The following is a 21838-nucleotide window of genomic DNA, read 5'->3' as shown; positions in this document are numbered from 1 at the left end:
CGGGTCGACGTGAACGTAACAAGGATGAAAGACGACCGAAAGACTTTGCGGAAGATTTCTGCAAGCTCCGGCGATCGTTACATTGGCGTGTCCTCAAGGTTGCCGTCAAGCCACTTGACGAAACTCCCGGATCCCTGCCACACCAGGCTCACCAGCCCCGATTCCGCAGTGCGACGATCTGACCGCAGCCGGCAAAGCGGGCCCGCAAGACCTTGCAAGACGTTGCCGCCGGATGCGGCCGAGCACGGCTCGGGTTGCCCCGGGGCGGCCGGTCCCGCCCGATTCCTGCGCATGGTGGGCAATCCGACCCGCTCCCGGTACAGTCCAATGCCATGACCGCACGGCTTGCCGATATCGCAACTCAGGCGGGGGTCAGCGAAGCGACGGTCAGCCGTGTACTGAACGGCAAGCCCGGGGTAGCCGCTGCCACCCGCGAATCCGTCCTCGCGGCGCTCGACGTACTCGGCTACGAACGGCCCGTACGGCTACGCAGGCGCAGCGCGGGGCTCGTCGGCCTGATCACGCCCGAACTGGAGAACCCGATCTTCCCGGCGCTCGCCCAGGTCATCGGGCAGGCGCTGACCCGGCAGGGCTACACCCCGGTCCTCGCGACCCAGACCCCGGGCGGCTCCACCGAGGACGAGCTGACCGAGATGCTGGTCGACCGGGGCGTCTCCGGGATCATCTTCGTCTCCGGGCTGCACGCCGACACCTCCGCCGACATGGGGCGTTACGAGCAACTGCGCGCCCAGGGCGTGCCCTTCGTGCTGGTCAACGGTTTCTCGCCCAAGGTGCAGGCACCTTTCATCTCGCCGGACGACCGGGCCGCGATGCGGCTGGCGGTGACGCATCTGGTGTCGCTGGGCCACACCCGGATCGGACTCGCGGTCGGCCCGAAGCGCTTCGTGCCGGTGCTCCGCAAGATCGAGGGCTTCCACGCCACGATGCGCGAGCAGTTGAACCTCACGGCGGACGAGGTCGAGGAGCTGGTCCAGCACTCCCTCTACACCCTGGAGGGCGGCCAGGCCGCCGCCTCCGCGCTGATGGAACGCGGCTGCACGGCGGTGGTGTGCGCGAGCGACATGATGGCGCTCGGCGCGATCAGGGCCGCCCGCCGGCTCTCCCGCGAGGTCCCGCGCGAGCTGTCGGTGGTGGGGTACGACGACTCGCCGCTCATAGCGTTCACCGACCCGCCGCTGACCACGATCCGCCAGCCGGTGACGGCGATGGGCCAGGCCGCCGTGCGCACCCTCCTGGAGGAGATCGGCGGCACGCCCGCCCCGCACAGCGAGTTCGTCTTCATGCCGGAGCTGGTCGTACGCGGCTCCACCGCGGCGGGCCCCGGCCAGGACAACGCCGCCCCCGCCTCCCTTCCAGGGTCGCACGCGGGGGCGTAACCGGCCTGTCGCGCGCAGCCGGGCACCCCCTTCGGACGTGCAACTCGCGCCCCGCCGGAGGATCATCGGGCAGAGAAGGCAAATCTGGCAGACTCTGTGCCTATGGGTGAATTGAGCGTGAAACGACAGGAAGGCCGCACGGAGGCCACCCCGTCACCCATCGTGAACGAGGCGGCTCCCAAGGCGAACACGAAGCAGTCCGGTCGCACACACGGGCTCGGCAGAGCCCTCGACAGACCCTTCGCTCACGCCGCGTCCCGGCTGCGCTCCCCCCGGTCACCCCGGCGGCCCCGCCTCTGGTTCGAAATCCTGCTCGTCGCGGTGAGTTACTGGGTGTACTCGCTCGTGCGCAACGCGGTCCCGGAGCAGAAGGCCGCGGCGCTCGCCAACGCGGACTGGCTGTGGTCGGTCGAACGCTTCCTCGGCATCGCGGTCGAGCAGTCCGTCAACCACGCGGTCAACTCGGTGACATGGCTCATCGTCTCGATGAACTACTACTACGCGACGCTGCACTTCATCGTCACGATCAGTGTGCTCGTATGGTTGTTCCGGCGGCATCCCGGCCGGTACGCGGCAGCCAGGCTGGCCCTGTTCGCGACCACGGCCGTCGCGCTCCTCGGCTACTACCTCTATCCGTTGGCGCCGCCCCGCCTGATGAACGGCGGGCACTTCATCGACACGGTCCTGGTCCACCAGACCTGGGGTTCGATGGCATCGGGCAACTTCAAGAACATGTCCAACCAGTACGCGGCCATGCCGTCGATGCACATCGGCTGGTCCCTGTGGTGCGGCCTGACCATCTTCGCCCTGGCCTCGGCCCCCTGGGCCCGCATCCTGGGGCTGCTGTACCCGGCGGTCACCCTGATGGTCATCGTGTCGACGGCGAACCACTTCTGGCTGGACGCGGTGGGGGGCATGGCGTGCCTGGCGTTCGGTTACGCGGTGTCGTACGCGTGGTACGGGTCGCTGCCGCACCGGCTGCCCCGGTGGATCCCGCCGAAGGCGGACCGTCGCCCGCGGCTCCGCGCGCTGGGGGTGCAGCCCCAGCGCGAACCAGCGGCGACCCGGCGTTAGCCCCCGGGGCAGCGCCCCACGGGCTCAGGCACCGTAGAACCGCTCGTCCACAACCCCCCGCGCCCGCCGCGTCACCCGGCGGTAGTCGTCCAGCATGTCCCCGACGTGCCCCTCCTCGTACCCCAGGTACCGCCCCACCGCGGTCAGCTCGCGGGGGACCGAGGGGAACGTGTCGCCGGGGCGCCCCCGTACGAGCATCACCGCGTTGCGGACGCGGGTCGCGAGGACCCACGCCTCGTCCAGGGTCCGGGCGTCGTCCTCCGGGATCAGGCCCGCCGCGCACGCCGCGGCCAGCGCGGCGCGGGTGCGGGTGGTGCGCAGGCCCGGGATCTCGTGGCCGTGGCGCATCTGCATCAGCTGGACCGTCCACTCGACGTCGCTCAGCCCGCCGCGCCCCAGCTTCGTGTGGAGCGTCGGGTCCGCCCCGCGCGGCAGCCGCTCGGCCTCCATCCGGGCCTTGAGCCGCCGGATCTCGCGGACCGCGTCGTCGCCGAGCCCGTCCGCCGGATACCGCAGGGGGTCGATCAGCTCCGCGAACTCCGCTCCCAGGTCCATGTCCCCCGCCATCGGCTCGGCCCGCAGCAGGGCCTGGCTCTCCCAGCCGAGGGACCAGCGCCGGTAGTACGCGTCGTACGACTTCAGGGTGCGCACGAGGGGCCCGTTCTTGCCCTCGGGGCGCAGGTCCGGGTCGATGAGGAGCGGCGGGTCCGCGGTGGGCAGCTGGAGGAGGCGCCGCATCTCGGAGACCACACGGTTCGCCGCCCGCCCCGCCTCCTGCTCGTCCACACCCTCCCGGGGCTCGTGGACGAAGAGGACGTCCGCGTCGGAGCCGTATCCCAGCTCGTGCCCGCCGAACCGCCCCATGCCGATGACGGCGAACCGGGTCGGCAGGGTGTCCCCCCACTCCGCGCGGACGGCGGCCCGCAGCGCACCGGCGATGGTGACGGCGTTCAGGTCCGTGACGGCGCTGCCGACCCGGTCCACGAGGGCCCCGGGATCGGGCTCGGCGGGGCTGTCCTCCGTACCGTACGAGCCGATGAGGTCGGCGGCCGTCGTCCGGAACAGCTCGCGCCTGCGCACCCCGCGCACCACCGCGACGGCCGTCTCCGCGTCGTCCGCGCGGCCGACGGCGGCCAGCACCTCCTGCTCCAGGTGGTCCCGGCTGCGCGGGGCGAGGCCCTGCGGGTCGCCGAGGATGGAGACGGCTTCGGGGGCGCGCAGCAGCAGGTCCGGGGCGAGCCGCCCGGCCGACAGGACCCGGGCGAGGTTCTCGGCGGCGGCCCCCTCGTCGCGCAGGAGCCGCAGATACCACGGCGTCTTGCCGAGCGCGTCGGACACCTTGCGGAAGCCGAGGAGTCCGGCGTCCGGGTCGGCGGAGTCCGCGAACCAGCCGAGGAGCACGGGCAGCAGGGTGCGCTGGATGGCGGCCTTGCGGGAGACCCCGGACGACAGCGCCTCCAGGTGGCGGAGGGCGGCGGCCGGGTCCTCGTAACCGAGGGCGACGAGCCGGGCGGTGGCGGCCTTGGTGCTGAGCCGGGACTCGCCGGGCGCGAGCTGGGCGACGGCGTCGAGCAGCGGCCGGTAGAACAGCTTCTCGTGCAGGCGCCGCACCACGGACGCGTGCCGCCGCCATGCCTGGTTCAGCTCGGCGATGGGGTCGGTGCGCAGCCCGAGGGAGCGGCCGAGGCGCCGCAGGTCGGGCTCCTCGTCGGGGACGAGGTGGGTGCGGCGCAGCCGGTAGAGCTGGATGCGGTGCTCCATGGCGCGCAGGAAGCGGTAGGCGTCGTCCAGCTGTACGGCGTCGACGCGCCCCACGTAACCGCCCTCGGCGAGCGCCCCCAGCGCCTCCAGGGTCGATCCGCTACGCAGGGACGGGTCGCTGCGGCCGTGCACGAGCTGGAGGAGCTGGACGGCGAACTCGACGTCCCGCAGCCCGCCGGGGCCGAGCTTCAGCTCGCGGTCGACGCGGTCGGCGGGGATGGTGTCCACGACGCGGCGGCGCATCTTCTGCACGTCGGGGACGAAGTTCTCCCGGTCCGCGGCCTGCCAGACGAGCGGCGACACCGCCTCGACGTACTCCTCGCCGAGCGCCCGGTCCCCGGCGACCGGCCGGGCCTTCAGGAGCGCCTGGAACTCCCAGGTCTTGGCCCAGCGCTGGTAGTACGCGAGGTGCGAGGAGAGCGTGCGGACGAGGGGGCCGTTGCGGCCCTCGGGGCGGAGGTTGGCGTCGACGGGCCAGATGGTGCCCTCGACGGTGGTGTCGGAGCAGATCCGCATGAGGTGGGAGGCGAGCCGGGTCGCTGCCTGCATGGCCCCGCTCTCCTCGGCGCCGTCGGCGGGCTCGGCGACGAAGATGACGTCCACGTCGGAGACGTAGTTCAGCTCGTGCCCGCCGCACTTGCCCATCGCGATGACCGCGAGCCGGCACTGCGCGGCGTCGTCGGGGGCGGCGGCCGAGGCGATACGGAGTGCGGCGCGCAGGGTCGCGGTGGCGAGGTCGGCCAGCTCGGCGGCGGTCTCCGCGACGTCGGTGGTGCCGCAGACGTCCCGGGCGGCGATGGACAGCAGGCACCGCCGGTAGCCGACGCGCAGGGCGTCCGGCCCGTCCGCCCCGGCCAGCTCCTGCTCGAACTCGGCGACCCCGGGGTGCAGGTCGGCTGCCTCGTACGTGACGAGCGCCTGCCAGTCGCGCGGGTGCCGGGCCAGGTGGTCCCCGAGCGCCTCGGACGCGCCGAGCACCCCGAGCAGCCGGTCCCGCAGGGGCTTCGCGGTGACCAGGGTGTCCAGCAGGATCTGCCGCTCCCCCGCCTCCTCCGCCTCGACCAGCCGGACGAGGCCGCGCAGCGCGAGGTCGGGGTCGGCGGTGGCCCCGAGCGCGTCGAGGAGCACGGAGTCGGTGCGTACGGAGGCGAAGTCCGGCAGGTCGAGCAGCCGCTCGGCGGCGGACGGGTCGGTGAATCCGTGCCGCAGCAGTCGGGTGAACGTACTGCTCCTGCGCCCCGGCACCATGGTCATCCCGCGCTCTCCCGCTCGCCGCCCGATCAGCTCCCAGCCTTCGGAGTTTAGGCGGTGCGGGCGCGGCGTGCGGGGAGCGTCCCGGTGAGGACGGTCGCGTACCGCTCCTCGCAGGAGTCGACGCGCGTCACGAGCCCGCTGTCCGCCAGGACCCCCGCGGCGGTGTCCGCCTGCCGTTCGCTCGTCTCGACGAGGAGGCTGCCGCCCGGGGCGAGCCAGCGCGGCGCCTCCGCGGCGACCCGGCGCAGGACGTCGAGGCCGTCGCCGCCGCCGTCGAGCGCGACGAGCGGTTCGTGGACGCGGGCCTCGGCGGGGAGGAGGGCGACGTCGCCGGTCGGTACGTACGGCACGTTGGCGAGGAGTACGTCGACGCGGCCGCGCAGGGCGCCGGGCAGGGGTGCGAAGAGGTCGCCCTCGTACACCCGCCCCCGGTCCCCGACGTTGCGCCGGGCGCAGCGTACGGCGGCGGGCTCGACGTCGGCGGCGTGCAGCTCGACCCGGTCCAGCGCGGCGGCGAGCGCGGCGCCGAGCGCGCCGGAGCCGCAGCACAGGTCGACCACGACGGCCGGGTCCGGGGCGAGGGCGACGGCCCGGTCGATCAGGAACTCGGTGCGGCGGCGGGGGACGAAGACGCCGGGGTCGACGGCGATCCGCAGCCCGGCGAACTCGGCCCAGCCGAGGACGTGTTCCAGAGGGTGCCCGGCGGCGCGCCGTTCGGCCATGGCGGCGAGCTGGGCGGGATCGGCGGCGGTGGCGGCGATGAGCGCGGCCTCGTCCTCGGCGAAGACGCAGCCGGCGGCGCGGAGGGTGGCGGCGAGGGAGGAGAGGTCGGACGGTGACAGCGGGACCGGCATGGTGCGGAGCCTTTCGGAGGAACGCCGAGGGGTGCTCCGCGACAGGCCCTTAATTGCGGTCGGCCACGCGTTCGCGGGAGGGGAGCACCCGGGTCGATACAGCGGTAATGGGTCCCACCTCCTTGGTCGTGTCCCCGTGCGGGGATGCGAAAGACTACCTCAGGTTTCAGCGGCGCCCGGGCCGGTACTCGTTGCCGCCGTTGACGAAGCCGTTGTGGATCGCCACCGAGGTGTTGGCGGCGCGGATGTTGCGTATCTCCGCGCTGTACTGCCGTTCGATCTCCTGGCCCTCGAAGGCGTGCGTACGCCGCCGGTGCCGCAGGTTCACCTTCACGATCAGGAACACGATGGCGCTCAGGAGCAGCCCGAACACGATGAGAACCGCAAACATGGTGTACCTCCCCCGTTCCCCCTGGTTCCGTCCATTGTCGGGCAGGGAGCCCCCTCAGCGGAACTCGTGGGTCACCTCGATCTCGCCCACGATGTGCGCGTTGAACTCGTCCAGCTCCTCCGCCGGGACCCACAGTTCGAGGATCGTCCGGCCACCGGCCTGCTGCACCGGGTACCGGCTCAGGAACTCCGTCTCGACCTCGAAGCGGGTCACGTAGCCGACGCCGCTGTGCTTGACGTTCCAGTCGCGGGCGATCCGGATCGCGTAGTCCTCGTTGAGGACCGGGTAGAAGATCGGCTGTTCGGGCAGGCGAGGGGGCCAGGCGCGCCAGTTCAGCTCGCGCACGAGGTCCAGCTCTTCGGGGCCCGTGGGGCGCCACAGGGTGGTCACGGGGTGTCCTCCGCTTCCTTCTTCCGGCTCGCCAGCACGTTCCGGGTCCATCGCGTACTGGGATCGTCCTCCCCCAGCACCCGCACCATGTCGGCCAGGACTTGCTCGTATGCCATCAGAGCACCGTCCCTGTCCCCGGCCTCCCATCGATGCCCGGCATGGTTGAAGCGCGTGACGAGCACATCCGGGTGATCCCCGCCCAGCGCCTCCGCCCGGGCGGCCAGCAGTCGCCCGTGGACCTCCAACGCGCCTGCTCCGTCGCCGAGTTCGCGCAGCCGATGGGCCTCGTGCCGAAGGTCGAGGGTCCCGGAATCCCGCTCGCGCAACACCCGGTCCCGGACGTCGAGCTCCCTGTTCGCCCGCCCCACCCAGTCCGCCCTCCGCCGCCTGCGCACCGCCTCGGCAACACCCCCGACGGCCAGCAGAACCGCAACGACCTTCCAACCTCGCGACATACACGTCCTCCCGGTCACACCGACGTCTACGGTAGGACGGCTCGCACGGGTGTCCGGGTTCCCGCTGCCGCGCCGGATGGCACACGTACGGCGCGGCCGACAATGAACGCCATGGACCTTCTGCTGCACCTGGACCGCACGCTCGATGAGCTGGATCCGCCGCGCCCGCACCGAGCCGGCCGCCGACGCGACCCGCCCGGTGCGGGCGGTGCATGCGCTGCGGCGCGTACCGCTGCGCGAACTGCGGGCGGCGGACCTGCGCACACTCGTCTCCCAGCAGGTGGCGCTGCCGTACGTCGTACCGCTCGCCGTACGCCTCCTGGTGGACGATCCGCTGCTCGACGCGTACTTCTACCCGGGCGACCTGCTGCTCGCCACCGTGAACGTGCCCGCGACGGTCTGGGACCTGTTACCGGAGCTCGCGAAGGAGCTGCGCACCGTCGCCTCGGCCCTGCCGGAGTCGGCATACGCCGATCTCCCCCGGGACGCCGCGCGCGAGATCGCCCGCTTCGTTTCGTGGTGCCGCCTAGGGTGACCGAATGGACCTGGGGGCGGTACTGATCGCGATCACCGGTGTAGCGGGCACGCTTGGGGGCGCGCTGCTCACCCAGCGGGGCGCCGACCGTACAAAGAAGCGTGAGTTGGAGATGGCCCATGCCATCCAGGAGGCTCGCGAGAATCGTGAGGTACGCCGCAGCTGTTACACACAACTGCACCGGGACGCACGGCAGTTCGCCACGGCACTCAGCCGTCACCTGTACGTCATGCGCGATGGCACCGTCGGGCGGGAGGACGTGGCGGCGCTGGAAGGCACCAAGGACGCCTACCGTGACCGATGGTCCGAGGCTCTGATGATCGCCCCCGACGCGGTGATCGTTCCTGCTCACGAACTGAACGAGGCGTTGAACGGGGTCTATGGACAGATCAAGCGCCTGGAACAGGAAAGCCCCCGACCGGGCGAGACCTCGCGCTCAGCCGCCGAAGCGCAGCATGCGCTCTGGTCCCTCATAGGCGTCATGAGAGAGGCGATGCGGCGCGACCTGGGCGTCGCCGTGGACACCGGCGCGCGAGCCACCCGACGACCGCCACTGGCCGCTTCCAGCAACCCCACAGCCTTGACCATCGATTTCACCGAGCCACCCAACGGCCTCGACTAGGATCGATGGCCGCCCTCTCCGCCTCGTGGCTGACCAGTCGCATCACCGCCCTCCCTGAATAACGTCCCCGGCGTCGACCACTCCGCTACGCCGCAGGCGGCCGCTCGGCCTCGATCGCCTCGAAGATGCCGGCATCGGTCTCCCGCTGCCACTCCGGCAAGTCAGCCCAGTCCGCGACGTATCCGGGCTTCGGCTCCTCGAAGTGCTTGTACATCTGGGCCGTCCAGCACAGGGCGACGAACCGCCCCTTCTGCTCCCGGGACAGCCGCGCCACGTGCCCGCCGCTCACCTCAACGAACTGCCGCACCTGCGCGTACACCGCCCCGGCCGCCTCCCGCTCCCACTGCGGGGCCTCCTCCCACGGCGTGACGTACCCGGCCTTCGGCTCCCCGGGAAAGTGCCGCCGCACGCCGTCGATCCAACTCTCCCGAAACAGACGCGCACCTTCGGTCTGCGACACGACTACCCCTCTTCCGCGATGTCTTCAGCCAGCTGAGCGAACGCCCTGCCGTCGTGCGTGCGTACCTGCGGCGCACCGTCGAGCAGGGCATCGGCAACCCGGACCGCGTAGACCTCGGCCATCCGTGCCGCGACCTCGGCCGGGGTCAGCCATTCGACTGCGGTTGACTCATCGGACAGTCCCGGGCACGACGGCGACGCTTGCTGCCTGTTCGCCGGTCACGCCGGACGGCACACGTGGGAGGTCGACAATGAACGCCATGGCCCTTCTGCTGCACCTCGACCGCACGCTCGATGAGCTGGACCCGCCCCGCTGGCCGGATCCGCCCGCCGATGCGACCCACCTGGTACGGAAGGTGCATACCCTGCGACGCGTACCGCTGCGCGAACTGCGGGCGGCGGACCTGCGGACACTCGTCTCGCAGGGGGTGGCACTGCCGAACGTCGTCCCGCTCGCCGTGCGCCTCCTGGTGGACGATCCGTTGCTCGACGCGTACTTCTACCCGGGCGACCTGCTGCTCGCCACCGTGAATGTGCCGCCGCCAGTCTGGACGCTGCTGCCGGACCTGGCAGCACAACTGCGCACGGCCCTCTCGGACCTGCCCGAGACGGACCTCGCGACCCTCCCGCTCGGCGCCGCCGACGAGATCGCCCGCTTCATCGCCGGGGCAGAGCCGCCGCGTTGAAGCGAGGCCCCTCAGCAGAACTCGTGGGACACCCTGGTCACTGCCAGTTGGCCGCTCTGATCACGGATACGGCGGCATCGTGGACGGAGCTGGTGGTGGTATCGACGGTGAAGTCGTCGACTGCGGCCCGGCCGAGGATGGCGTCCAGCTCGGCGGATCGGTCCAGGTGCCATCGCAGCGCTTCGAGCTCGTCGGCGTGGCGCCGGGCCAGGCGCTGGTGGACGACTGGGAGTTCGGCTCGCAGCCAGCACACCGTGAGATCCACGCCTACGGCATCGGCCAGCTGCTTCCGCTCGTCCTGGCGCTCGACCACACCGGCCAAAACCAGGCGGGTCGCTCCCGCATCGAGATAGTTGACTGCGACACTCCGCAGGTTCCGCAGCAGCAAGCCGAAGTTGAAACGGTCACCGGGAGGCGCGGGCCACGACTTCCTCAGCCAGTCGAGGTCGAGCACCGCGTGAGGGGCGCCGGCGTCGGCAAGAAGGTCGCCCACCGCCTCGGCAACACTGGTCTTTCCCACACCGACAGTGCCGTTGACCAAGAGGGCCTGAGCACCCCCGCGGATGTCTGTGCGCATCCCGGCATCGTAAACCTCTACGCGCGTGACCTGCTGCTCGCCGCCGTGAACGTCCGGTCTGCGGCCCGGGCCCCGTCAGGCCAGGATGATCGGATTGGTGAGTGCGGCGGCGTGCCCGTCGGGGTGGCGGACCTCGATGCGGACGAACGCCGACCGTTCCGCTGTCGTGTTCCACCGCACCGTTCCCGCGCCGTCCTCGGGCAGCGACGCCTGGTGGACCTCGCCCCGGTCCGTGTGGAAACCGACGGTCCCCGCCGGGACGCCTCGTACGGCCGCGCGAACCTCCGCCTGCCCGCCGTGCGTCGCCAGGCGCTCTCCCAGTCCGGCGACGCGATCATCGGCGCGGGCGGTGAACGACCCCTCCACGTCCGTCGATTCGGCGATCCAGCTGCGGCCGGCGCGGATTCCGGCCAGAACTGCCGCCGTGCTCAGTTCCTCGGCGAGGACCACGGTGTGAGGGGTGCCGATCTGCCCCTCCAGGTGGGTATCGCTGTTGCCCATCGCCGGGCGCCACGAGCCCGTGCGGATGTCCGCTGCCAGGGACCGCGCCCACTCGGCCAGAGCCGCATCGTTGTCGGCGTTCCAAGGGCGGTCCGACGTCCACAGTCCGTTCCAGACCTCCACCACGTCGAAGCCGGGGAACGGGAACATGAAGTCGCCCGACGGGTACGGCGCACGCGGGTGCGCGGCCACGCACACGCCCCCTGCCCGGTGGACCCGGTCCAGGCACGCCCCCGTCCGCCCGTCCCCGGCCTGGTGGTTCCAGTCAATGACCTCGCCGGATTCGATGCCGAGCGCGAGCCAGTGCCCGGTCCTCGTGGTCACCTCTTCACCCAGCAGGATCAAGAAGTCATCGGCGGCCAGATGACCCCAAACGCCCGGCCTCGCTGCCGCGTTGTGCTCCGTCGTCGCGATGAAGTCGAGCCCGACGGCGCGCGCCCCGGCGACCAGCGCCTCCGGGGTGAGCTCGCCGTCCGAGTGGACGGAGTGGACGTGGCAGTCCCCTCGGTACCAGGCCGGCCCGCGCCCCGCCGCCCGCACCGGCGGAAAGTCCGAACTCGACATGCGTCTCCTCCGACGGCCTGACATCCCAACGCACGGGCGGGGGCAACCCGGTTGTACCAGGCGCCCCGCCCGCGTTGCGCTCTTCAAGCCGCCGCGCCTACAACACCGGCAGCAGCGCCTTCAGTTCGAAGGCCGTGACCTCGCTGCGGTACTCCTCCCACTCCCGCTTCTTGTTGCGCAGGAAGAAGTCGAAGACGTGCTCGCCCAGGGTTTCCGCGACCAGTTCGCTCTTCTCCATCAGGGAGATCGCCTCGCCCAGGTTCTGCGGGAGGGGTTCGATTCCCATCGCGCGGCGTTCCGCGTCGGAGAGGGCCCAGACGTCGTCGTCGGCGCCGGCCGGGAGTTCGTAGCCCTCCTCGATGCCCTTGAGGCCGGCGGCGAGGAGGACCGCGTACGTCAGGTACGGGTTGGCGCCGGAGTCGATGGAGCGGACCTCGACGCGGGCGGAGCCGGTCTTGCCGGGCTTGTACATGGGGACGCGGATCAGCGCGGAGCGGTTGTTGTGGCCCCAGCAGATGTACGAGGGGGCCTCGCCGCCGGCGCCCGCGGCGCGGGAGGAGCCGCCCCAGATGCGCTTGTAGGAGTTGACCCACTGGTTGGTGACGGCGGAGATCTCCGCGGCGTGGCGCAGCAGGCCCGCGATGAAGGAGCGGCCGACCTTGGAGAGCTGGTACTCCGCGCCGGACTCGTAGAACGCGTTGCGGTCGCCCTCGAAGAGGGAGAGGTGGGTGTGCATGCCCGAGCCGGGGTACTCCGAGAACGGCTTCGGCATGAACGTCGCCTGTACGCCCTGCTCCAGCGCCACCTGCTTCATGACCAGGCGGAACGTCATGATGTTGTCGGCCGTCGACAGCGCGTCCGCGTACCGCAGGTCGATCTCCTGCTGGCCCGGCGCGCCCTCGTGGTGGCTGAACTCGACCGAGATGCCCATGGATTCGAGCATCGTGATCGCCTGGCGGCGGAAGTCCATGCCGACGTTCTGCGGGGTGTGGTCGAAGTAGCCGGAGCTGTCGGCCGGGGTGGGCCGGGTGCCGTCGACCGGCTTGTCCTTCAGGAGGAAGAACTCGATCTCCGGGTGGGTGTAGAAGGTGAAGCCCAGGTCCGAGGTCTTGGCCAGGATGCGCTTGAGCACGAAACGCGGGTCCGCGAAGGACGGCGAGCCGTCCGGCATGAGGATGTCGCAGAACATCCGGGCCGTGCCCGGCGCCTCCGCGCGCCACGGCAGGATCTGGAACGTCCCCGGGTCCGGCTTGGCGATCATGTCCGACTCGTAGACGCGCGCGAAGCCCTCGATCGCGGAGCCGTCGAAGCCGATGCCCTCGTCAAACGCCTGTTCCAGCTCGGCCGGGGCGACCGCCACGGACTTCAGATATCCGAGGACATCGGTGAACCAGAGCCGTACGAACCGGATGTCGCGCTCCTCAAGGGTCCTGAGGACGAATTCCTGCTGCTTGTCCATAGCCACATCCTTGCAGTTCAGACGGTCCGTGCTCCACCTCCCGGGGCTGGGGAGAGACTCCAGTATCACGACCCCGGATTTCCCCCAGATTACGCACCCGACGTGACATGGAGCACGCGGCCACCCACTACGATCGGCGCCCGTGGTGTGCACGGGCGGGAACCGCCCCCCCGACACCGCCCAGGCCGGTCCCCGTCCCCCTTCGCAGAAGGACCACACGACATGAGCTACGACCGCAGGGCCCGAATAGAGCAGATGCGCAACGCCGACCGTGCGCGGGACCGGCGCAACCGGATCCTGACGGTGAGCCTCAGCGCCGTCGTCGTCGCCGGGCTCGTCGCCTTCGGTTCGTACACGATCCTCGACAAGTCGGACTCCGGCGGCTCGGACAGTTCGATGACCGCCGACGGGAAGGGCTCCACGCCCTCCGCCGGCGAGACGGACGAGAACCTGGCCACCGGGCCGATCGAGGGCGAGAAGTCCTGGGACGCGAAGAAGCTCACCCGCAACCATGTGACCGACGCCGTCGACTACCCCATGAAGCCCCCGGTCGGCGGGGACCACGACCCGGTCTGGATGAACTGCGACGGCGAGGTCTACAAGAAGTCCATCCCCGACATGAACGCCGTGCACGCCCTGGAGCACGGTTCGGTCTGGGTGACGTACACCGACGACGCGCCCGCCGCGGACGTGGCGAAGCTCGCCGACCGGGTGTCCAAGACGCCGTACTCGCTCATGAGCCCCTACAAGGACCAGACGGGGGCCATCATGCTGACCGCCTGGGGCAAGCAGGTCACCGTGGACGGGGCGGACGATCCGCGCGTGGCGCAGTTCTTCGCGCACTACGTGCAGGGGCCGCAGACCCCCGAGCCGGGCGCTGCCTGCACGGGCGGCCGCGACGGGGAGTGATCCGGGGCGTCAGCGGCCCGGCGGCTCCTCGGCGGAGGGCTGTCCCATGGCCTCCCTGAGCCTGGCGAACTCGCGGGCCAGGGCGGCGGGCGGATAGTGGGCGTTCAGTCCGCTGGGGTTGGGCAGCACCCATACCCGGGTCGGGCCGATGACCGTCTCCTGGGGGCCGATGACGGCCTGCGGGGCGTCGAAGGCGGTGCGGTAGGTACCGATCCCGAGCATCGCGAGCCAGTCCGGACGCAGAGCGCGCACCCGGATACGAAGGTCCCGCGCGCCCTCGCGGAGCTCGGCCCGGGTGAGCTCCGCGGCACGAGCGGTGGGGCGGCGGACCATGCTCGTGATGCCGATCCCCAGCGGGAGCAGTTCCCGCTCCTGCTCGCCGGAGAGCACGCGCGGGGTGAACCCGGCCCGGAACAGGGCCGGCCACAGGCGGTTTCCGGGGTTCGCGAAGTGGTGCCCGGCGGCTGCCGACCCGAGGCCCGGGTTGATCCCGCACAGCAGGAGCCGCAGCCCGTCGGTGACGAGGTCCGGAAGTTCCTTCGTCCGGGCGGCCTCCCGCTCGGACGCGGTGGCGCGCCGACGACGTGGCCGGCTTTCCGGCGGCATCAGCGGACCGCCCGGCCGGGCCCCGCGCGCTCCGGGTACTCCTCGCGCATACCGGCCCCTCCTGTCGTACCCGTCCGGCCTCGACCTGATCCCAGCCTGCTCGGCCGGGCGTCCGTCCGCCACCCGCGCGGAGAGCCGCCCCGCGCGGAAAGCCGCCCGCGCGGGCCGAGGGGCAATTGAGGGGGCCGATCCGCCAGGAGCGCCGGCGGGCTGCGAAGATCTGCCCATGACATCCCGAGACGCCCTCGATGCGCCCTCCTCCGTGCCGGTCATCGCCCCGCACGGGGACGTGGACATCGAAGCGCTGCCCGCACTCCAGGAGCGGGCCGATTCCGCGCTCGCCGAGCACGGCGCGCTCATCCTCGACGCCGCCGGCATCTCCTTCGCCGACTCCTCCTTCCTCCGCCTCGTGTTCACCCTGCACGACCGGGGCGACCTGAGGATCGCCGCCCCCTCGCCGACGGTGCGGCGCCTCCTCCAGGTGGTCGGTGCCGACACCTTCCTCAACCTGTACGCCACCGTCGAAGCGGCCCGGTCCGGCCCGGCGGCCTGACAGCTGCTTGGAACCGGCATACCGGGGTAGTCGGCCCAAGAGCTGCGAAAGGCAGCCGACCGGACGGGGGATACATGGAACAGCGCGTGGCCCACAACGACATCGCACCGGGCCGGCGGAACGGGGCGGAGCTCGTGCGCGGCAGCGCCGCGTACGAGATGACGTCCGCCGAGATCGCCCGCGCCCGGGCCTTCGTACGGGACTTCGTCCACGAGGGCCGGGTGCTGCACGCGTGGGAGGTGTCCGACCGCGCCGTCGACGTCGCCCAGCTGGTGGTCAGCGAGCTGGCCACCAACGTCTGCAAGTACGCGCCGGGGCCCTGCCTCCTGGACCTCGAATCCGACGGTGAGACGCTGAACATCGTCATGTGGGACTCCGGCGCCGCGTTCCCCACCGCCTCGGCTTCCGATCCCACGCGCATCGGAAGCCACGGCCTGGAGCTGGTCCTCATGGTCTGCCAGAGCTTCGAGGTCCGCCGTGAGCCGGTCGGCAAGCGGCTGAGCGTCGGGGTCGCCCTGCAGGACGCCCCCGACCGCAGCCCCCACGGTCACACCGCCTGGTGACCCTCAGCCGCTCCCCGGCGGCCTGAGCACCTGGCCCGTACGCGTACGGGCCTCCACGGCGGTGCTCGTGGGGTTCCGCACGGCGAGGGTGGTGGCGGCGGCGGTCTGTCCGGCCGCGGTGAGCCGCGTGACGCCTCGCGATCCGGCGGCGAGCAGGTAGCGGTTCCCGTCCTTGTCTCGGTAGATCACCGAGGCCACCACATGCTGTCCGAAGCGGGAGCAGGCCGCGGTGTTGCGCTCGGCCCCCGCGCGGAGCAGCCGTCGGCCGGTATCGGGCCGCATCCCGACGACGACCTGGCCCGGGCCCTGCCAGGTGTCGGCCCGTACGCAGCTCCACGTACCGCCGCCGCCACCGGGCAGTCGCTGGCCGGCGAAGTCCCAGCTGTTCACGGCGCGCACTCCGGCATCCAGTCCCGGCAGTGTGCAGGAGGTCCCGGACCACGCCAGCAGGGCGTCCCGGCCGGTGGCTTCGACCGGGCGGGCGGCGGCGCGGGGCTTCGGCCCGCTCCCCGGCAGGGGCTGGTAGGTGAGGTGTGCGGGGGCCATCCCGCCCAGGTCGGTGAGCAGGAAGCGGTGGTTCTCCACGATCCTGGACGACGAGCGGAGCTGCAGGGCGGGCCAGGCGCCGCAGCCCTGGTCCGGGGGAAGGGGGACGGCCGGGGTCACTCCCCCCTCGGTCCGCAGCGGTTCGGGGAAGCGGTCGGGTGCGCGCAGATCGCGGAGGCCGGCCTCGGAGATCCACGGGGCGAGCAGATACCGCGCCGAGGACGGTCCGCGTACGAGGGCGAGCGCCGAGGCGTCGGTGACGCCCGAGCCGTCTGCGCGGGCGATGTCCAGTGCCGCTCCCCCGGTGCCGCCGCGTACGGGTTCGGTGTAGCGGACGGTGCGCCGGCCGTCGTAGAACAGGACGATCCTGTGGCCCCCCAGCTCCCCCGCGTAGAGCAGCTGGGGCGGGCGGGCCGGTCCTTCGTCCGTCGCGCCCGGAGCGACCGAGCGCCGCACGGACGCGGCGGGGTGGCTCCACACCCGCAGGGCCCGGGAGAGCAGCCCCTCGTCGCCGGCCAGGCTTCCCCGGGCGGGCCAGGCCGTGAGGTCGACGCGGGAGGTGTCCGCCCAGCTCTCCGGGCCGGTACGGACCAGGTGCCGGGGATCGAGCGCGGCGGAGGAGGCGGCCCGGGGCCCGGCCGCCGGGTCCGCGGGGGCGGTGGTGGCCGGGCGCATCAGCTGCGCCGTCAGCGCGACGCATCCGGCGAGTGCCGCGAGGCCGCACGCGGCTGCCGTCAGGCGGTGGTTGCGGCGCCGGCGCAGGAGGTCGTCCGGGGTCGTCTGCACCACGCAGGGGTCGAACTCGGTCGAGGCGAGTGCGCGTTCTCCGTCGGCGCCGAGCCGTTCACGCAGGGTGTGTGCGCTCCGCACGGCCTCCGGGTCGTCCGTCACCCGGGCGGCCTCGGCGTCGGGCAGCCCCTCCAGCACGAGCAGGGCGTAGGCGGCCCGCGCGGGCGGGGTCATCGCCGACAGGCTGCGGTCCAGTTCGAGTTCGGCCACCCCGCCGGCCTGCGGGAAGAGGCGGAGACCGACGACGGCCGGTACGCCGCGCAGGGTGCCGGCCGAGAGTGCCGCGCGGACGATACGGGTGCGCAGCCAGGCGTAGACGTCCCCCTCGGGATCCACGCGGACGGTGCGGGCCAGGCGCGGCAGCGCCCGTTGCACGAGGCGGTGCGCGTCCAGGACGCGGCGGTGGCGGCCCCGGTCGTCCGGGAGGGTGAGGTAGGCGAGCCGTACCAGACGCGGATAGTGCTCGATGAGCACCGCTTCGACCCGGTCGAGGGGTATGCGGTCCGCCGACGGCGTCGGTCCTCGTCGGTCGGCGGCACGCGGCAGGACCGGCTCATCTCGCTCGCTCATACCTCACAGAACGAGCCCGTCGGCCGACGGACACGCCCACCGGCCGGGACCGAACGAGTGAGCGCCCATGCGCGAAGGGCCCCAGGATCTCCTCCTGGGGCCCTTCCACCGCGCTGCGGCACCGGTCACGGGCGCCGGTGGCTCCGGTAGTAGCCGCCGATCTGCTCGTGGTAGCCGGAGTCGCCGATGTGCTTGTCCTTGTCGAACTCCGGGGAGTCCTTGATCTGGTCCTTGGTGAGGTCGACGAAGATCTTCCGCGCCTCGGCGTCGACGCCGCTCACCGTTCCGGCGGGCAGCAGCACGTGCTTGCCGAAGATCCACACCCCGGTGTCGACGACCAGGTAGGCGGAGCCCACTTCGTCCGAGTGCTTGTCGACCTTGCCGATGCTGCCGTCCGTCGCCTCGACCTTGTATCCGGTCAGGTCGGCACCGGCGATGTAACCGGAGGTCGGCTCGTAACCCCACATGTTGTCACTCATGAAAAACCCTCCCAATAAGAATTTCCGTCATTCCCTCTCGGCCCACCGCGTGCCCGGCGATTCGGCCCTCACACATCGCCGTCCGGGAAATTCAGGAATTATTTCCCGCCGGGCGGGAGAAGGCCCGGGCCGGCGATCAGGCCATGGTGACCAGAGCCGTGATGGACTTGCCGCGGGGGCTCACGTCGATCGCCACCCGCTCGGCGAGCCGGCACACCAGGGTCCAGCCGTAGCCGCCGCCCACCCAGCCGGCGCCGCCCGCTTCGACGACGGGCAGACGGGGGCTCGCGTCCGATACGGTGATCCGCAGGCCGTCACCGGTGAGTTCGGCCGCGAATCCGGTGACGCCCCCCGCGTGCACCACGGCATTGGTCACCAGCTCCGATGTGACCAGCAGGGCGTCGGCGACGACGACATCGGAGGTCATTTCCGCACCGACCAGTGCGCAGAATTGCGTCGTCAGCAATTCGGTGACCGCGTCGCGCGCGGCGGCGGCACTTTCCGGGACAAGGGAGATCGCGAACTCGTCCGGCACGCCTTCCGGGCCTTCTCCGAATTCCGCGGCACTCAGGTCATCATGCATAGCTCCCCTCACGTGCCCGGTCGGCCCGCCTTCACACACCCCCGTACGGAGGAGGCGGGCGTCCGCCCCGGGCGGGTGCCCGTGCGTGACCCGGCAGGACATCGCGTCAGTCAGACGATTAGAGTGGGGGCGTGCCTCAACTACGCCTCGCACTGAATCAGATCGACTCGACCGTCGGCGACCTCGCCGGCAACGCCGAGGCGATCGTCCACTGGACCCGGCACTCCGCCGAACAGGGCGCCCACTTCGTGGCGTTCCCCGAGATGGTGCTGACCGGCTACCCCGTCGAGGACCTGGCCCTGCGGTCGTCCTTCGTCGAGGCGTCGCGGGCGGCGCTGCGCGCGCTCGCCGCCCGCCTCGACGCGGAGGGCTTCGGGGAGATCCCGGTCCTCGTCGGCTATCTCGACCGCTCGGAGTTCGCGGCGGAGCGCTACGGCCAGCCCGCCGGCTCGCCGCGCAACGCCGCCGCGGTGCTGCACCGCGGCGGGATCGCGCTGAACTTCGCCAAGCACCATCTGCCGAACTACGGCGTCTTCGACGAGTTCCGGTACTTCGTGCCGGGCGACTCGATGCCGGTCGTACGCGTGCACGGCGTCGATGTCGCCCTCGCGATCTGCGAGGACCTGTGGCAGGACGGCGGCCGCGTCCCGGCCGCGCGCGCCGCCGGGGCCGGGCTGCTGCTGTCGGTCAACGCCTCGCCGTACGAGCGGGACAAGGACGACACCCGGCTGGAACTGGTCCGCAAGCGCGCCCGTGAGGCCGGCTGCACGACCGCCTACCTCGCGATGATCGGCGGCCAGGACGAGCTGGTCTTCGACGGCGACTCGATCGTGGTCGACCGGGAGGGCGAGGTCATCGCCCGCGCCCCGCAGTTCGCCGAGGGCAGCGTGATCCTCGACCTGGAACTGCCCGCCGCCCCGGCCGAGGCGCCGTCCGGTGTGGTCGCCGACGGGCTGCGGATCGACCACGTGGTCCTCTCCGAGGAGCCGCTGCCGCCGTACGAGGCGGAGCTGGCGGGCGGTTACGCGGACCGGCTGGACGACGACGAGGAGCTGTACACGGCCCTCGTGGTCGGCCTGCGGGCCTACGCCGCGAAGAACGGTTTCACCAGCGTGCTCATCGGGCTCTCCGGGGGCATCGACTCGGCGCTCGTCGCCGCGATCGCGTGCGATGCGCTGGGCGCGCAGCAGGTGTACGGGGTGTCGATGCCGTCCAAGTACTCCTCGGACCACTCCAAGGGCGACGCGGCGGAGCTGGCGCGGCGCACCGGGCTCAACTTCCGGACCGTGCCGATCGAGCCGATGTTCGACGCGTACATGGGTTCGCTGGGGCTCACCGGGCTCGCAGAGGAGAACCTCCAGTCGCGGCTGCGCGGCACGATGCTGATGGCCATCTCCAACCAGGAGGGCCAGATCGTCCTGGCGCCGGGCAACAAGTCGGAGCTGGCGGTCGGGTACTCGACGCTGTACGGGGACTCCGTCGGGGCGTACGGGCCGATCAAGGACGTGTACAAGACGTCGGTGTTCCGGCTGGCGAAGTGGCGCAACCGGGCCGCCGAGGAGCGCGGGCAGACCCCGCCGATCCCGGAGGCGTCCATCACGAAGCCGCCGAGCGCGGAGCTGCGGCCGGGTCAGGTGGACACGGACTCGCTGCCGGACTACGACGTGCTCGACCGCATCCTTGAGCTGTACGTGGACCGGGACCAGGGGCTCGAAGCGATCGTGGCGGCCGGGTTCGACCGGGCGCTGGTGGCGAAGACGCTGCGGATGGTGGATACGGCGGAGTACAAGCGGCGGCAGTATCCGCCGGGGACGAAGATCTCGCCGAAGGGGTTCGGCAAGGACCGGCGGCTGCCGATCACGAATCGCTGGCGCGAGGCCGGCTGAAACCGGCGGGTCCCTGATACGCGAGCCCGCCCGGGGCTGAGGGTTTGTCCTCAAGCGCCGGACGGGCTCCGTTCGTCCGTCAGTTGCGGCCCGTTCCGGCCGAGGTCTTGTCCTCAAGCGCCGGACGGGCTGGGTCGTGCGCGGCGTGGGCCCGGAGTCGGCGCGCCACCACCTTCGACGTGCCGCGCTCGCGGTCCAGCGTGCCCGCTGTGACCGCTATCGCCAGGCCGGCGAGGGCCAGGGCCGCGCCCACGACGGCCGGGGACGTCCAGCCCCAGCCTGCCGCGATCGCCGCGCCGCCGAGCCACGCGCCGCCCGCGTTGGCCAGGTTGAAGGCGGAGTGGTTGGAGGCGGAGGCCAGGGTGGGGGCGTCCTTGGCCTTGTTCATGACCAGCATCTGGAGCGGCGTGGTCGTCATGAAGCCCACCGCGCCCAGCAGCACCACCATCACCAGCGCCGCCCACTTGATGTGCGCCGCCGACGGGAAGACCGCCAGGACCACGGCGAGGGCGCCCAGGGAGCCGTACAGCGTCGGGCGCAGGGCCCGGTCCGTGAGCGGGCCGGCGGCCAGCGCTCCCAGGGTCATGCCGATGCCGAAGAGCGCGAGCACCGGCGTCACCGCGGATTCGCCGAAGCCCATGGCCTTCGTGGTCATCGCGGAGAGGTAGGAGTAGACCGCGAACACGCCGGCGAAGCCGAAGACCGCGGTGAGGAGGCCGAGCAGGACCTGCCGGTTGCCGAGCGCCCGCAGCTCGTGGCGCACGTTCTGCCGGGCCTCCACGGGGATCTGCGGTACGAGCCGGGCAAGGGCCGCCATCGCGCAGACGCCGATGGCCGCGACGACCAGGAAGGTGGCCCGCCAGCCGAGGTGCTGGCCGAGCAGGGTGGCGGCGGGCACGCCGACGATGTTGGCGACCGTCAGGCCGAGGAACATCGTCGCGACGGCCCGCGCCCGGCGCCCCTCGGGCACGAGGCGGGAGGCGACCACCGCCCCGACGCCGAAGAACGCGCCGTGCGGCAGACCGGCCAGGAGCCGGCCCGCGATCAGCCAGCCGAAGCCCGGGGCGAGCGCGGAGGCGAGGTTGCCGACGGTGAAGAGGGCCATCAGGAGCAGGAGCATCCGCTTGCGCGGGACGCGGGAGCCGACGGCGGTGAGCAGCGGGGCGCCGATCACCACACCGATCGCGTACGCCGACACGAGGTAGCCCGCAGTGGGGACGGAGGTGCCGAGGTCGTCCGCGACGTCGGGCAGCAGGCCCATCATCACGAACTCGGTGGTGCCGATGCCGAAGGCGCTCACAGCCAGCGCGAGCAGGGCCAGGGGCATGAGGAGAGACCTTTCCGCTTCAGGGGCCCCCGCCGCAGCCCGGCGGGG

General features: G+C 71.8%; 23 protein-coding genes. 9 read left to right on the top strand and 14 right to left on the bottom strand.

Going from position 1 to position 21838, the window contains the following annotated elements:
* Positions 1 to 332 precede the first annotated feature (332 nt).
* Entirely contained in the window at positions 333 to 1397 is a 1065-nt protein-coding gene (locus tag ACFZAT_RS05665) for a substrate-binding domain-containing protein (protein ID WP_391260587.1), read from the top strand.
* A 162-nt stretch (positions 1398 to 1559) separates the two neighbouring features.
* On the top strand, positions 1560 to 2471 hold the full coding sequence (locus ACFZAT_RS05660; protein ID WP_391261650.1) for a phosphatase PAP2 family protein: 912 nt from the start codon (positions 1560 to 1562) through the stop codon (positions 2469 to 2471).
* A 24-nt stretch (positions 2472 to 2495) separates the two neighbouring features.
* On the opposite strand, the gene ACFZAT_RS05655 is transcribed toward ACFZAT_RS05660, so the two are convergent.
* From ACFZAT_RS05655 to ACFZAT_RS05635, 5 genes are all read right to left on the bottom strand, one after another.
* Positions 2496 to 5486: a bifunctional [glutamine synthetase] adenylyltransferase/[glutamine synthetase]-adenylyl-L-tyrosine phosphorylase gene (locus ACFZAT_RS05655; RefSeq protein WP_391260584.1), complete on the bottom strand. Its 2991-nt coding sequence runs from the start codon at positions 5484 to 5486 to the stop codon at positions 2496 to 2498.
* 47 nt (positions 5487 to 5533) lie between these two features.
* Positions 5534 to 6340, bottom strand: a complete 807-nt coding sequence (locus ACFZAT_RS05650; RefSeq protein WP_391260582.1) for a putative protein N(5)-glutamine methyltransferase — start codon at positions 6338 to 6340, stop codon at positions 5534 to 5536.
* 166 nt (positions 6341 to 6506) lie between these two features.
* A complete protein-coding gene (locus ACFZAT_RS05645; protein ID WP_391260579.1) occupies positions 6507 to 6731 on the bottom strand; it encodes a hypothetical protein in 225 nt (74 codons plus the stop codon).
* Between the two features lie 54 nt (positions 6732 to 6785).
* Positions 6786 to 7172: a hypothetical protein gene (locus ACFZAT_RS05640; RefSeq protein ID WP_391260577.1), complete on the bottom strand. Its 387-nt coding sequence runs from the start codon at positions 7170 to 7172 to the stop codon at positions 6786 to 6788.
* Entirely contained in the window at positions 7118 to 7576 is a 459-nt protein-coding gene (locus tag ACFZAT_RS05635; RefSeq protein ID WP_391260574.1) for a tetratricopeptide repeat protein, read from the bottom strand. The genes ACFZAT_RS05640 and ACFZAT_RS05635 overlap by 55 nt, the downstream gene beginning before the upstream one ends.
* A gap of 145 nt (positions 7577 to 7721) precedes the next feature.
* Here ACFZAT_RS05635 and ACFZAT_RS05630 point away from each other — a divergent pair, with 145 nt between their 5' ends.
* Entirely contained in the window at positions 7722 to 8111 is a 390-nt protein-coding gene (locus ACFZAT_RS05630) for a contact-dependent growth inhibition system immunity protein (RefSeq protein WP_391260570.1), read from the top strand.
* Positions 8112 to 8115: 4 nt separating this feature from the next.
* Positions 8116 to 8733, top strand: a complete 618-nt coding sequence (locus ACFZAT_RS05625; protein WP_391260568.1) for a hypothetical protein — start codon at positions 8116 to 8118, stop codon at positions 8731 to 8733.
* Positions 8734 to 8818: 85 nt separating this feature from the next.
* Here the strand turns inward: ACFZAT_RS05625 and ACFZAT_RS05620 are convergent, their stop codons facing one another.
* Entirely contained in the window at positions 8819 to 9193 is a 375-nt protein-coding gene (locus ACFZAT_RS05620; RefSeq protein ID WP_391260566.1) for a hypothetical protein, read from the bottom strand.
* 259 nt (positions 9194 to 9452) lie between these two features.
* Here ACFZAT_RS05620 and ACFZAT_RS05615 point away from each other — a divergent pair, with 259 nt between their 5' ends.
* A complete protein-coding gene (locus tag ACFZAT_RS05615) occupies positions 9453 to 9878 on the top strand; it encodes a contact-dependent growth inhibition system immunity protein (RefSeq protein ID WP_391260563.1) in 426 nt (141 codons plus the stop codon).
* A gap of 37 nt (positions 9879 to 9915) precedes the next feature.
* On the opposite strand, the gene ACFZAT_RS05610 is transcribed toward ACFZAT_RS05615, so the two are convergent.
* The 3 genes from ACFZAT_RS05610 to glnA form a co-directional block, all read right to left on the bottom strand.
* Entirely contained in the window at positions 9916 to 10455 is a 540-nt protein-coding gene (locus tag ACFZAT_RS05610) for a hypothetical protein (RefSeq protein ID WP_391260560.1), read from the bottom strand.
* 75 nt (positions 10456 to 10530) lie between these two features.
* Positions 10531 to 11520 (bottom strand): CehA/McbA family metallohydrolase, encoded by a 990-nt coding sequence (locus tag ACFZAT_RS05605; RefSeq protein ID WP_391260557.1) that lies wholly within the window; start codon positions 11518 to 11520, stop codon positions 10531 to 10533.
* Positions 11521 to 11617: 97 nt separating this feature from the next.
* The gene (gene glnA, locus ACFZAT_RS05600; RefSeq protein ID WP_018103490.1) at positions 11618 to 12979 is read right to left on the bottom strand and encodes a type I glutamate--ammonia ligase; all 1362 of its coding nucleotides are present in this window, start codon (positions 12977 to 12979) and stop codon (positions 11618 to 11620) included.
* Positions 12980 to 13201: 222 nt separating this feature from the next.
* Between glnA and ACFZAT_RS05595 the strand changes: the two genes are divergently transcribed.
* Complete coding sequence (locus ACFZAT_RS05595) at positions 13202 to 13888, top strand: DUF3105 domain-containing protein (protein WP_391260553.1); 687 nt, start codon at positions 13202 to 13204, stop codon at positions 13886 to 13888.
* A 9-nt stretch (positions 13889 to 13897) separates the two neighbouring features.
* On the opposite strand, the gene mug is transcribed toward ACFZAT_RS05595, so the two are convergent.
* On the bottom strand, positions 13898 to 14494 hold the full coding sequence (gene mug / locus ACFZAT_RS05590; protein WP_391260550.1) for a G/U mismatch-specific DNA glycosylase: 597 nt from the start codon (positions 14492 to 14494) through the stop codon (positions 13898 to 13900).
* Between the two features lie 226 nt (positions 14495 to 14720).
* Between mug and ACFZAT_RS05585 the strand changes: the two genes are divergently transcribed.
* Entirely contained in the window at positions 14721 to 15047 is a 327-nt protein-coding gene (locus tag ACFZAT_RS05585) for an STAS domain-containing protein (RefSeq protein ID WP_391260547.1), read from the top strand.
* A 74-nt stretch (positions 15048 to 15121) separates the two neighbouring features.
* Positions 15122 to 15610: an ATP-binding protein gene (locus tag ACFZAT_RS05580; RefSeq protein WP_391260544.1), complete on the top strand. Its 489-nt coding sequence runs from the start codon at positions 15122 to 15124 to the stop codon at positions 15608 to 15610.
* Between the two features lie 3 nt (positions 15611 to 15613).
* Here ACFZAT_RS05580 and ACFZAT_RS05575 read toward each other — a convergent pair whose 3' ends face one another.
* The 3 genes from ACFZAT_RS05575 to ACFZAT_RS05565 form a co-directional block, all read right to left on the bottom strand.
* Positions 15614 to 17515, bottom strand: a complete 1902-nt coding sequence (locus ACFZAT_RS05575) for a hypothetical protein (RefSeq protein WP_391260542.1) — start codon at positions 17513 to 17515, stop codon at positions 15614 to 15616.
* A 125-nt stretch (positions 17516 to 17640) separates the two neighbouring features.
* Positions 17641 to 17994 carry a PRC-barrel domain-containing protein gene (locus tag ACFZAT_RS05570; protein WP_266536228.1) on the bottom strand — a complete coding sequence of 118 codons (354 nt, stop codon included), beginning with the start codon at positions 17992 to 17994 and terminating at the stop codon, positions 17641 to 17643.
* Between the two features lie 136 nt (positions 17995 to 18130).
* Positions 18131 to 18577 (bottom strand): ATP-binding protein, encoded by a 447-nt coding sequence (locus ACFZAT_RS05565; RefSeq protein WP_391260539.1) that lies wholly within the window; start codon positions 18575 to 18577, stop codon positions 18131 to 18133.
* A 131-nt stretch (positions 18578 to 18708) separates the two neighbouring features.
* On the opposite strand from ACFZAT_RS05565, the gene ACFZAT_RS05560 reads away from it, so the two are divergent.
* Positions 18709 to 20463: an NAD+ synthase gene (locus ACFZAT_RS05560; protein ID WP_391260536.1), complete on the top strand. Its 1755-nt coding sequence runs from the start codon at positions 18709 to 18711 to the stop codon at positions 20461 to 20463.
* Positions 20464 to 20542: 79 nt separating this feature from the next.
* Here the strand turns inward: ACFZAT_RS05560 and ACFZAT_RS05555 are convergent, their stop codons facing one another.
* Positions 20543 to 21790 carry an MFS transporter gene (locus ACFZAT_RS05555; protein WP_391260534.1) on the bottom strand — a complete coding sequence of 416 codons (1248 nt, stop codon included), beginning with the start codon at positions 21788 to 21790 and terminating at the stop codon, positions 20543 to 20545.
* Positions 21791 to 21838: the final 48 nt, after the last annotated feature.

Origin of the sequence: Streptomyces sp. NPDC008163 (assembly GCF_042956885.1) — a bacterium.
Taxonomy (GTDB): domain Bacteria; phylum Actinomycetota; class Actinomycetes; order Streptomycetales; family Streptomycetaceae; genus Streptomyces; species Streptomyces drozdowiczii_A.
Note: the sequence above shows the minus strand (reverse complement) of the source record. Positions and strands in the feature narration are given on the sequence as shown.

Bases quoted from the DNA above. Each gene is read 5' to 3' on its own strand.
- ACFZAT_RS05665 (WP_391260587.1), top strand. From the start codon at position 333: ATGACCGCACGGCTTGCCGATATCGCAACTCAGGCGGGGGTCAGCGAA.
- ACFZAT_RS05655 (WP_391260584.1), bottom strand. From the start codon at position 5,486: ATGACCATGGTGCCGGGGCGCAGGAGCAGTACGTTCACCCGACTGCTG.
- ACFZAT_RS05650 (WP_391260582.1), bottom strand. From the start codon at position 6,340: ATGCCGGTCCCGCTGTCACCGTCCGACCTCTCCTCCCTCGCCGCCACC.
- ACFZAT_RS05645 (WP_391260579.1), bottom strand. From the start codon at position 6,731: ATGTTTGCGGTTCTCATCGTGTTCGGGCTGCTCCTGAGCGCCATCGTG.
- ACFZAT_RS05640 (WP_391260577.1), bottom strand. From the start codon at position 7,172: ATGGACCCGGAACGTGCTGGCGAGCCGGAAGAAGGAAGCGGAGGACAC.
- ACFZAT_RS05635 (WP_391260574.1), bottom strand. From the start codon at position 7,576: ATGTCGCGAGGTTGGAAGGTCGTTGCGGTTCTGCTGGCCGTCGGGGGT.
- ACFZAT_RS05630 (WP_391260570.1), top strand. From the start codon at position 7,722: ATGAGCTGGATCCGCCGCGCCCGCACCGAGCCGGCCGCCGACGCGACC.
- ACFZAT_RS05625 (WP_391260568.1), top strand. From the start codon at position 8,116: ATGGACCTGGGGGCGGTACTGATCGCGATCACCGGTGTAGCGGGCACG.
- ACFZAT_RS05615 (WP_391260563.1), top strand. From the start codon at position 9,453: ATGGCCCTTCTGCTGCACCTCGACCGCACGCTCGATGAGCTGGACCCG.
- ACFZAT_RS05610 (WP_391260560.1), bottom strand. From the start codon at position 10,455: ATGCGCACAGACATCCGCGGGGGTGCTCAGGCCCTCTTGGTCAACGGC.
- ACFZAT_RS05605 (WP_391260557.1), bottom strand. From the start codon at position 11,520: ATGTCGAGTTCGGACTTTCCGCCGGTGCGGGCGGCGGGGCGCGGGCCG.
- glnA (WP_018103490.1), bottom strand. From the start codon at position 12,979: ATGGACAAGCAGCAGGAATTCGTCCTCAGGACCCTTGAGGAGCGCGAC.
- ACFZAT_RS05595 (WP_391260553.1), top strand. From the start codon at position 13,202: ATGAGCTACGACCGCAGGGCCCGAATAGAGCAGATGCGCAACGCCGAC.
- mug (WP_391260550.1), bottom strand. From the start codon at position 14,494: ATGCCGCCGGAAAGCCGGCCACGTCGTCGGCGCGCCACCGCGTCCGAG.
- ACFZAT_RS05585 (WP_391260547.1), top strand. From the start codon at position 14,721: ATGACATCCCGAGACGCCCTCGATGCGCCCTCCTCCGTGCCGGTCATC.
- ACFZAT_RS05580 (WP_391260544.1), top strand. From the start codon at position 15,122: ATGGAACAGCGCGTGGCCCACAACGACATCGCACCGGGCCGGCGGAAC.
- ACFZAT_RS05575 (WP_391260542.1), bottom strand. From the start codon at position 17,515: ATGAGCGAGCGAGATGAGCCGGTCCTGCCGCGTGCCGCCGACCGACGA.
- ACFZAT_RS05570 (WP_266536228.1), bottom strand. From the start codon at position 17,994: ATGAGTGACAACATGTGGGGTTACGAGCCGACCTCCGGTTACATCGCC.
- ACFZAT_RS05565 (WP_391260539.1), bottom strand. From the start codon at position 18,577: ATGCATGATGACCTGAGTGCCGCGGAATTCGGAGAAGGCCCGGAAGGC.
- ACFZAT_RS05555 (WP_391260534.1), bottom strand. From the start codon at position 21,790: ATGCCCCTGGCCCTGCTCGCGCTGGCTGTGAGCGCCTTCGGCATCGGC.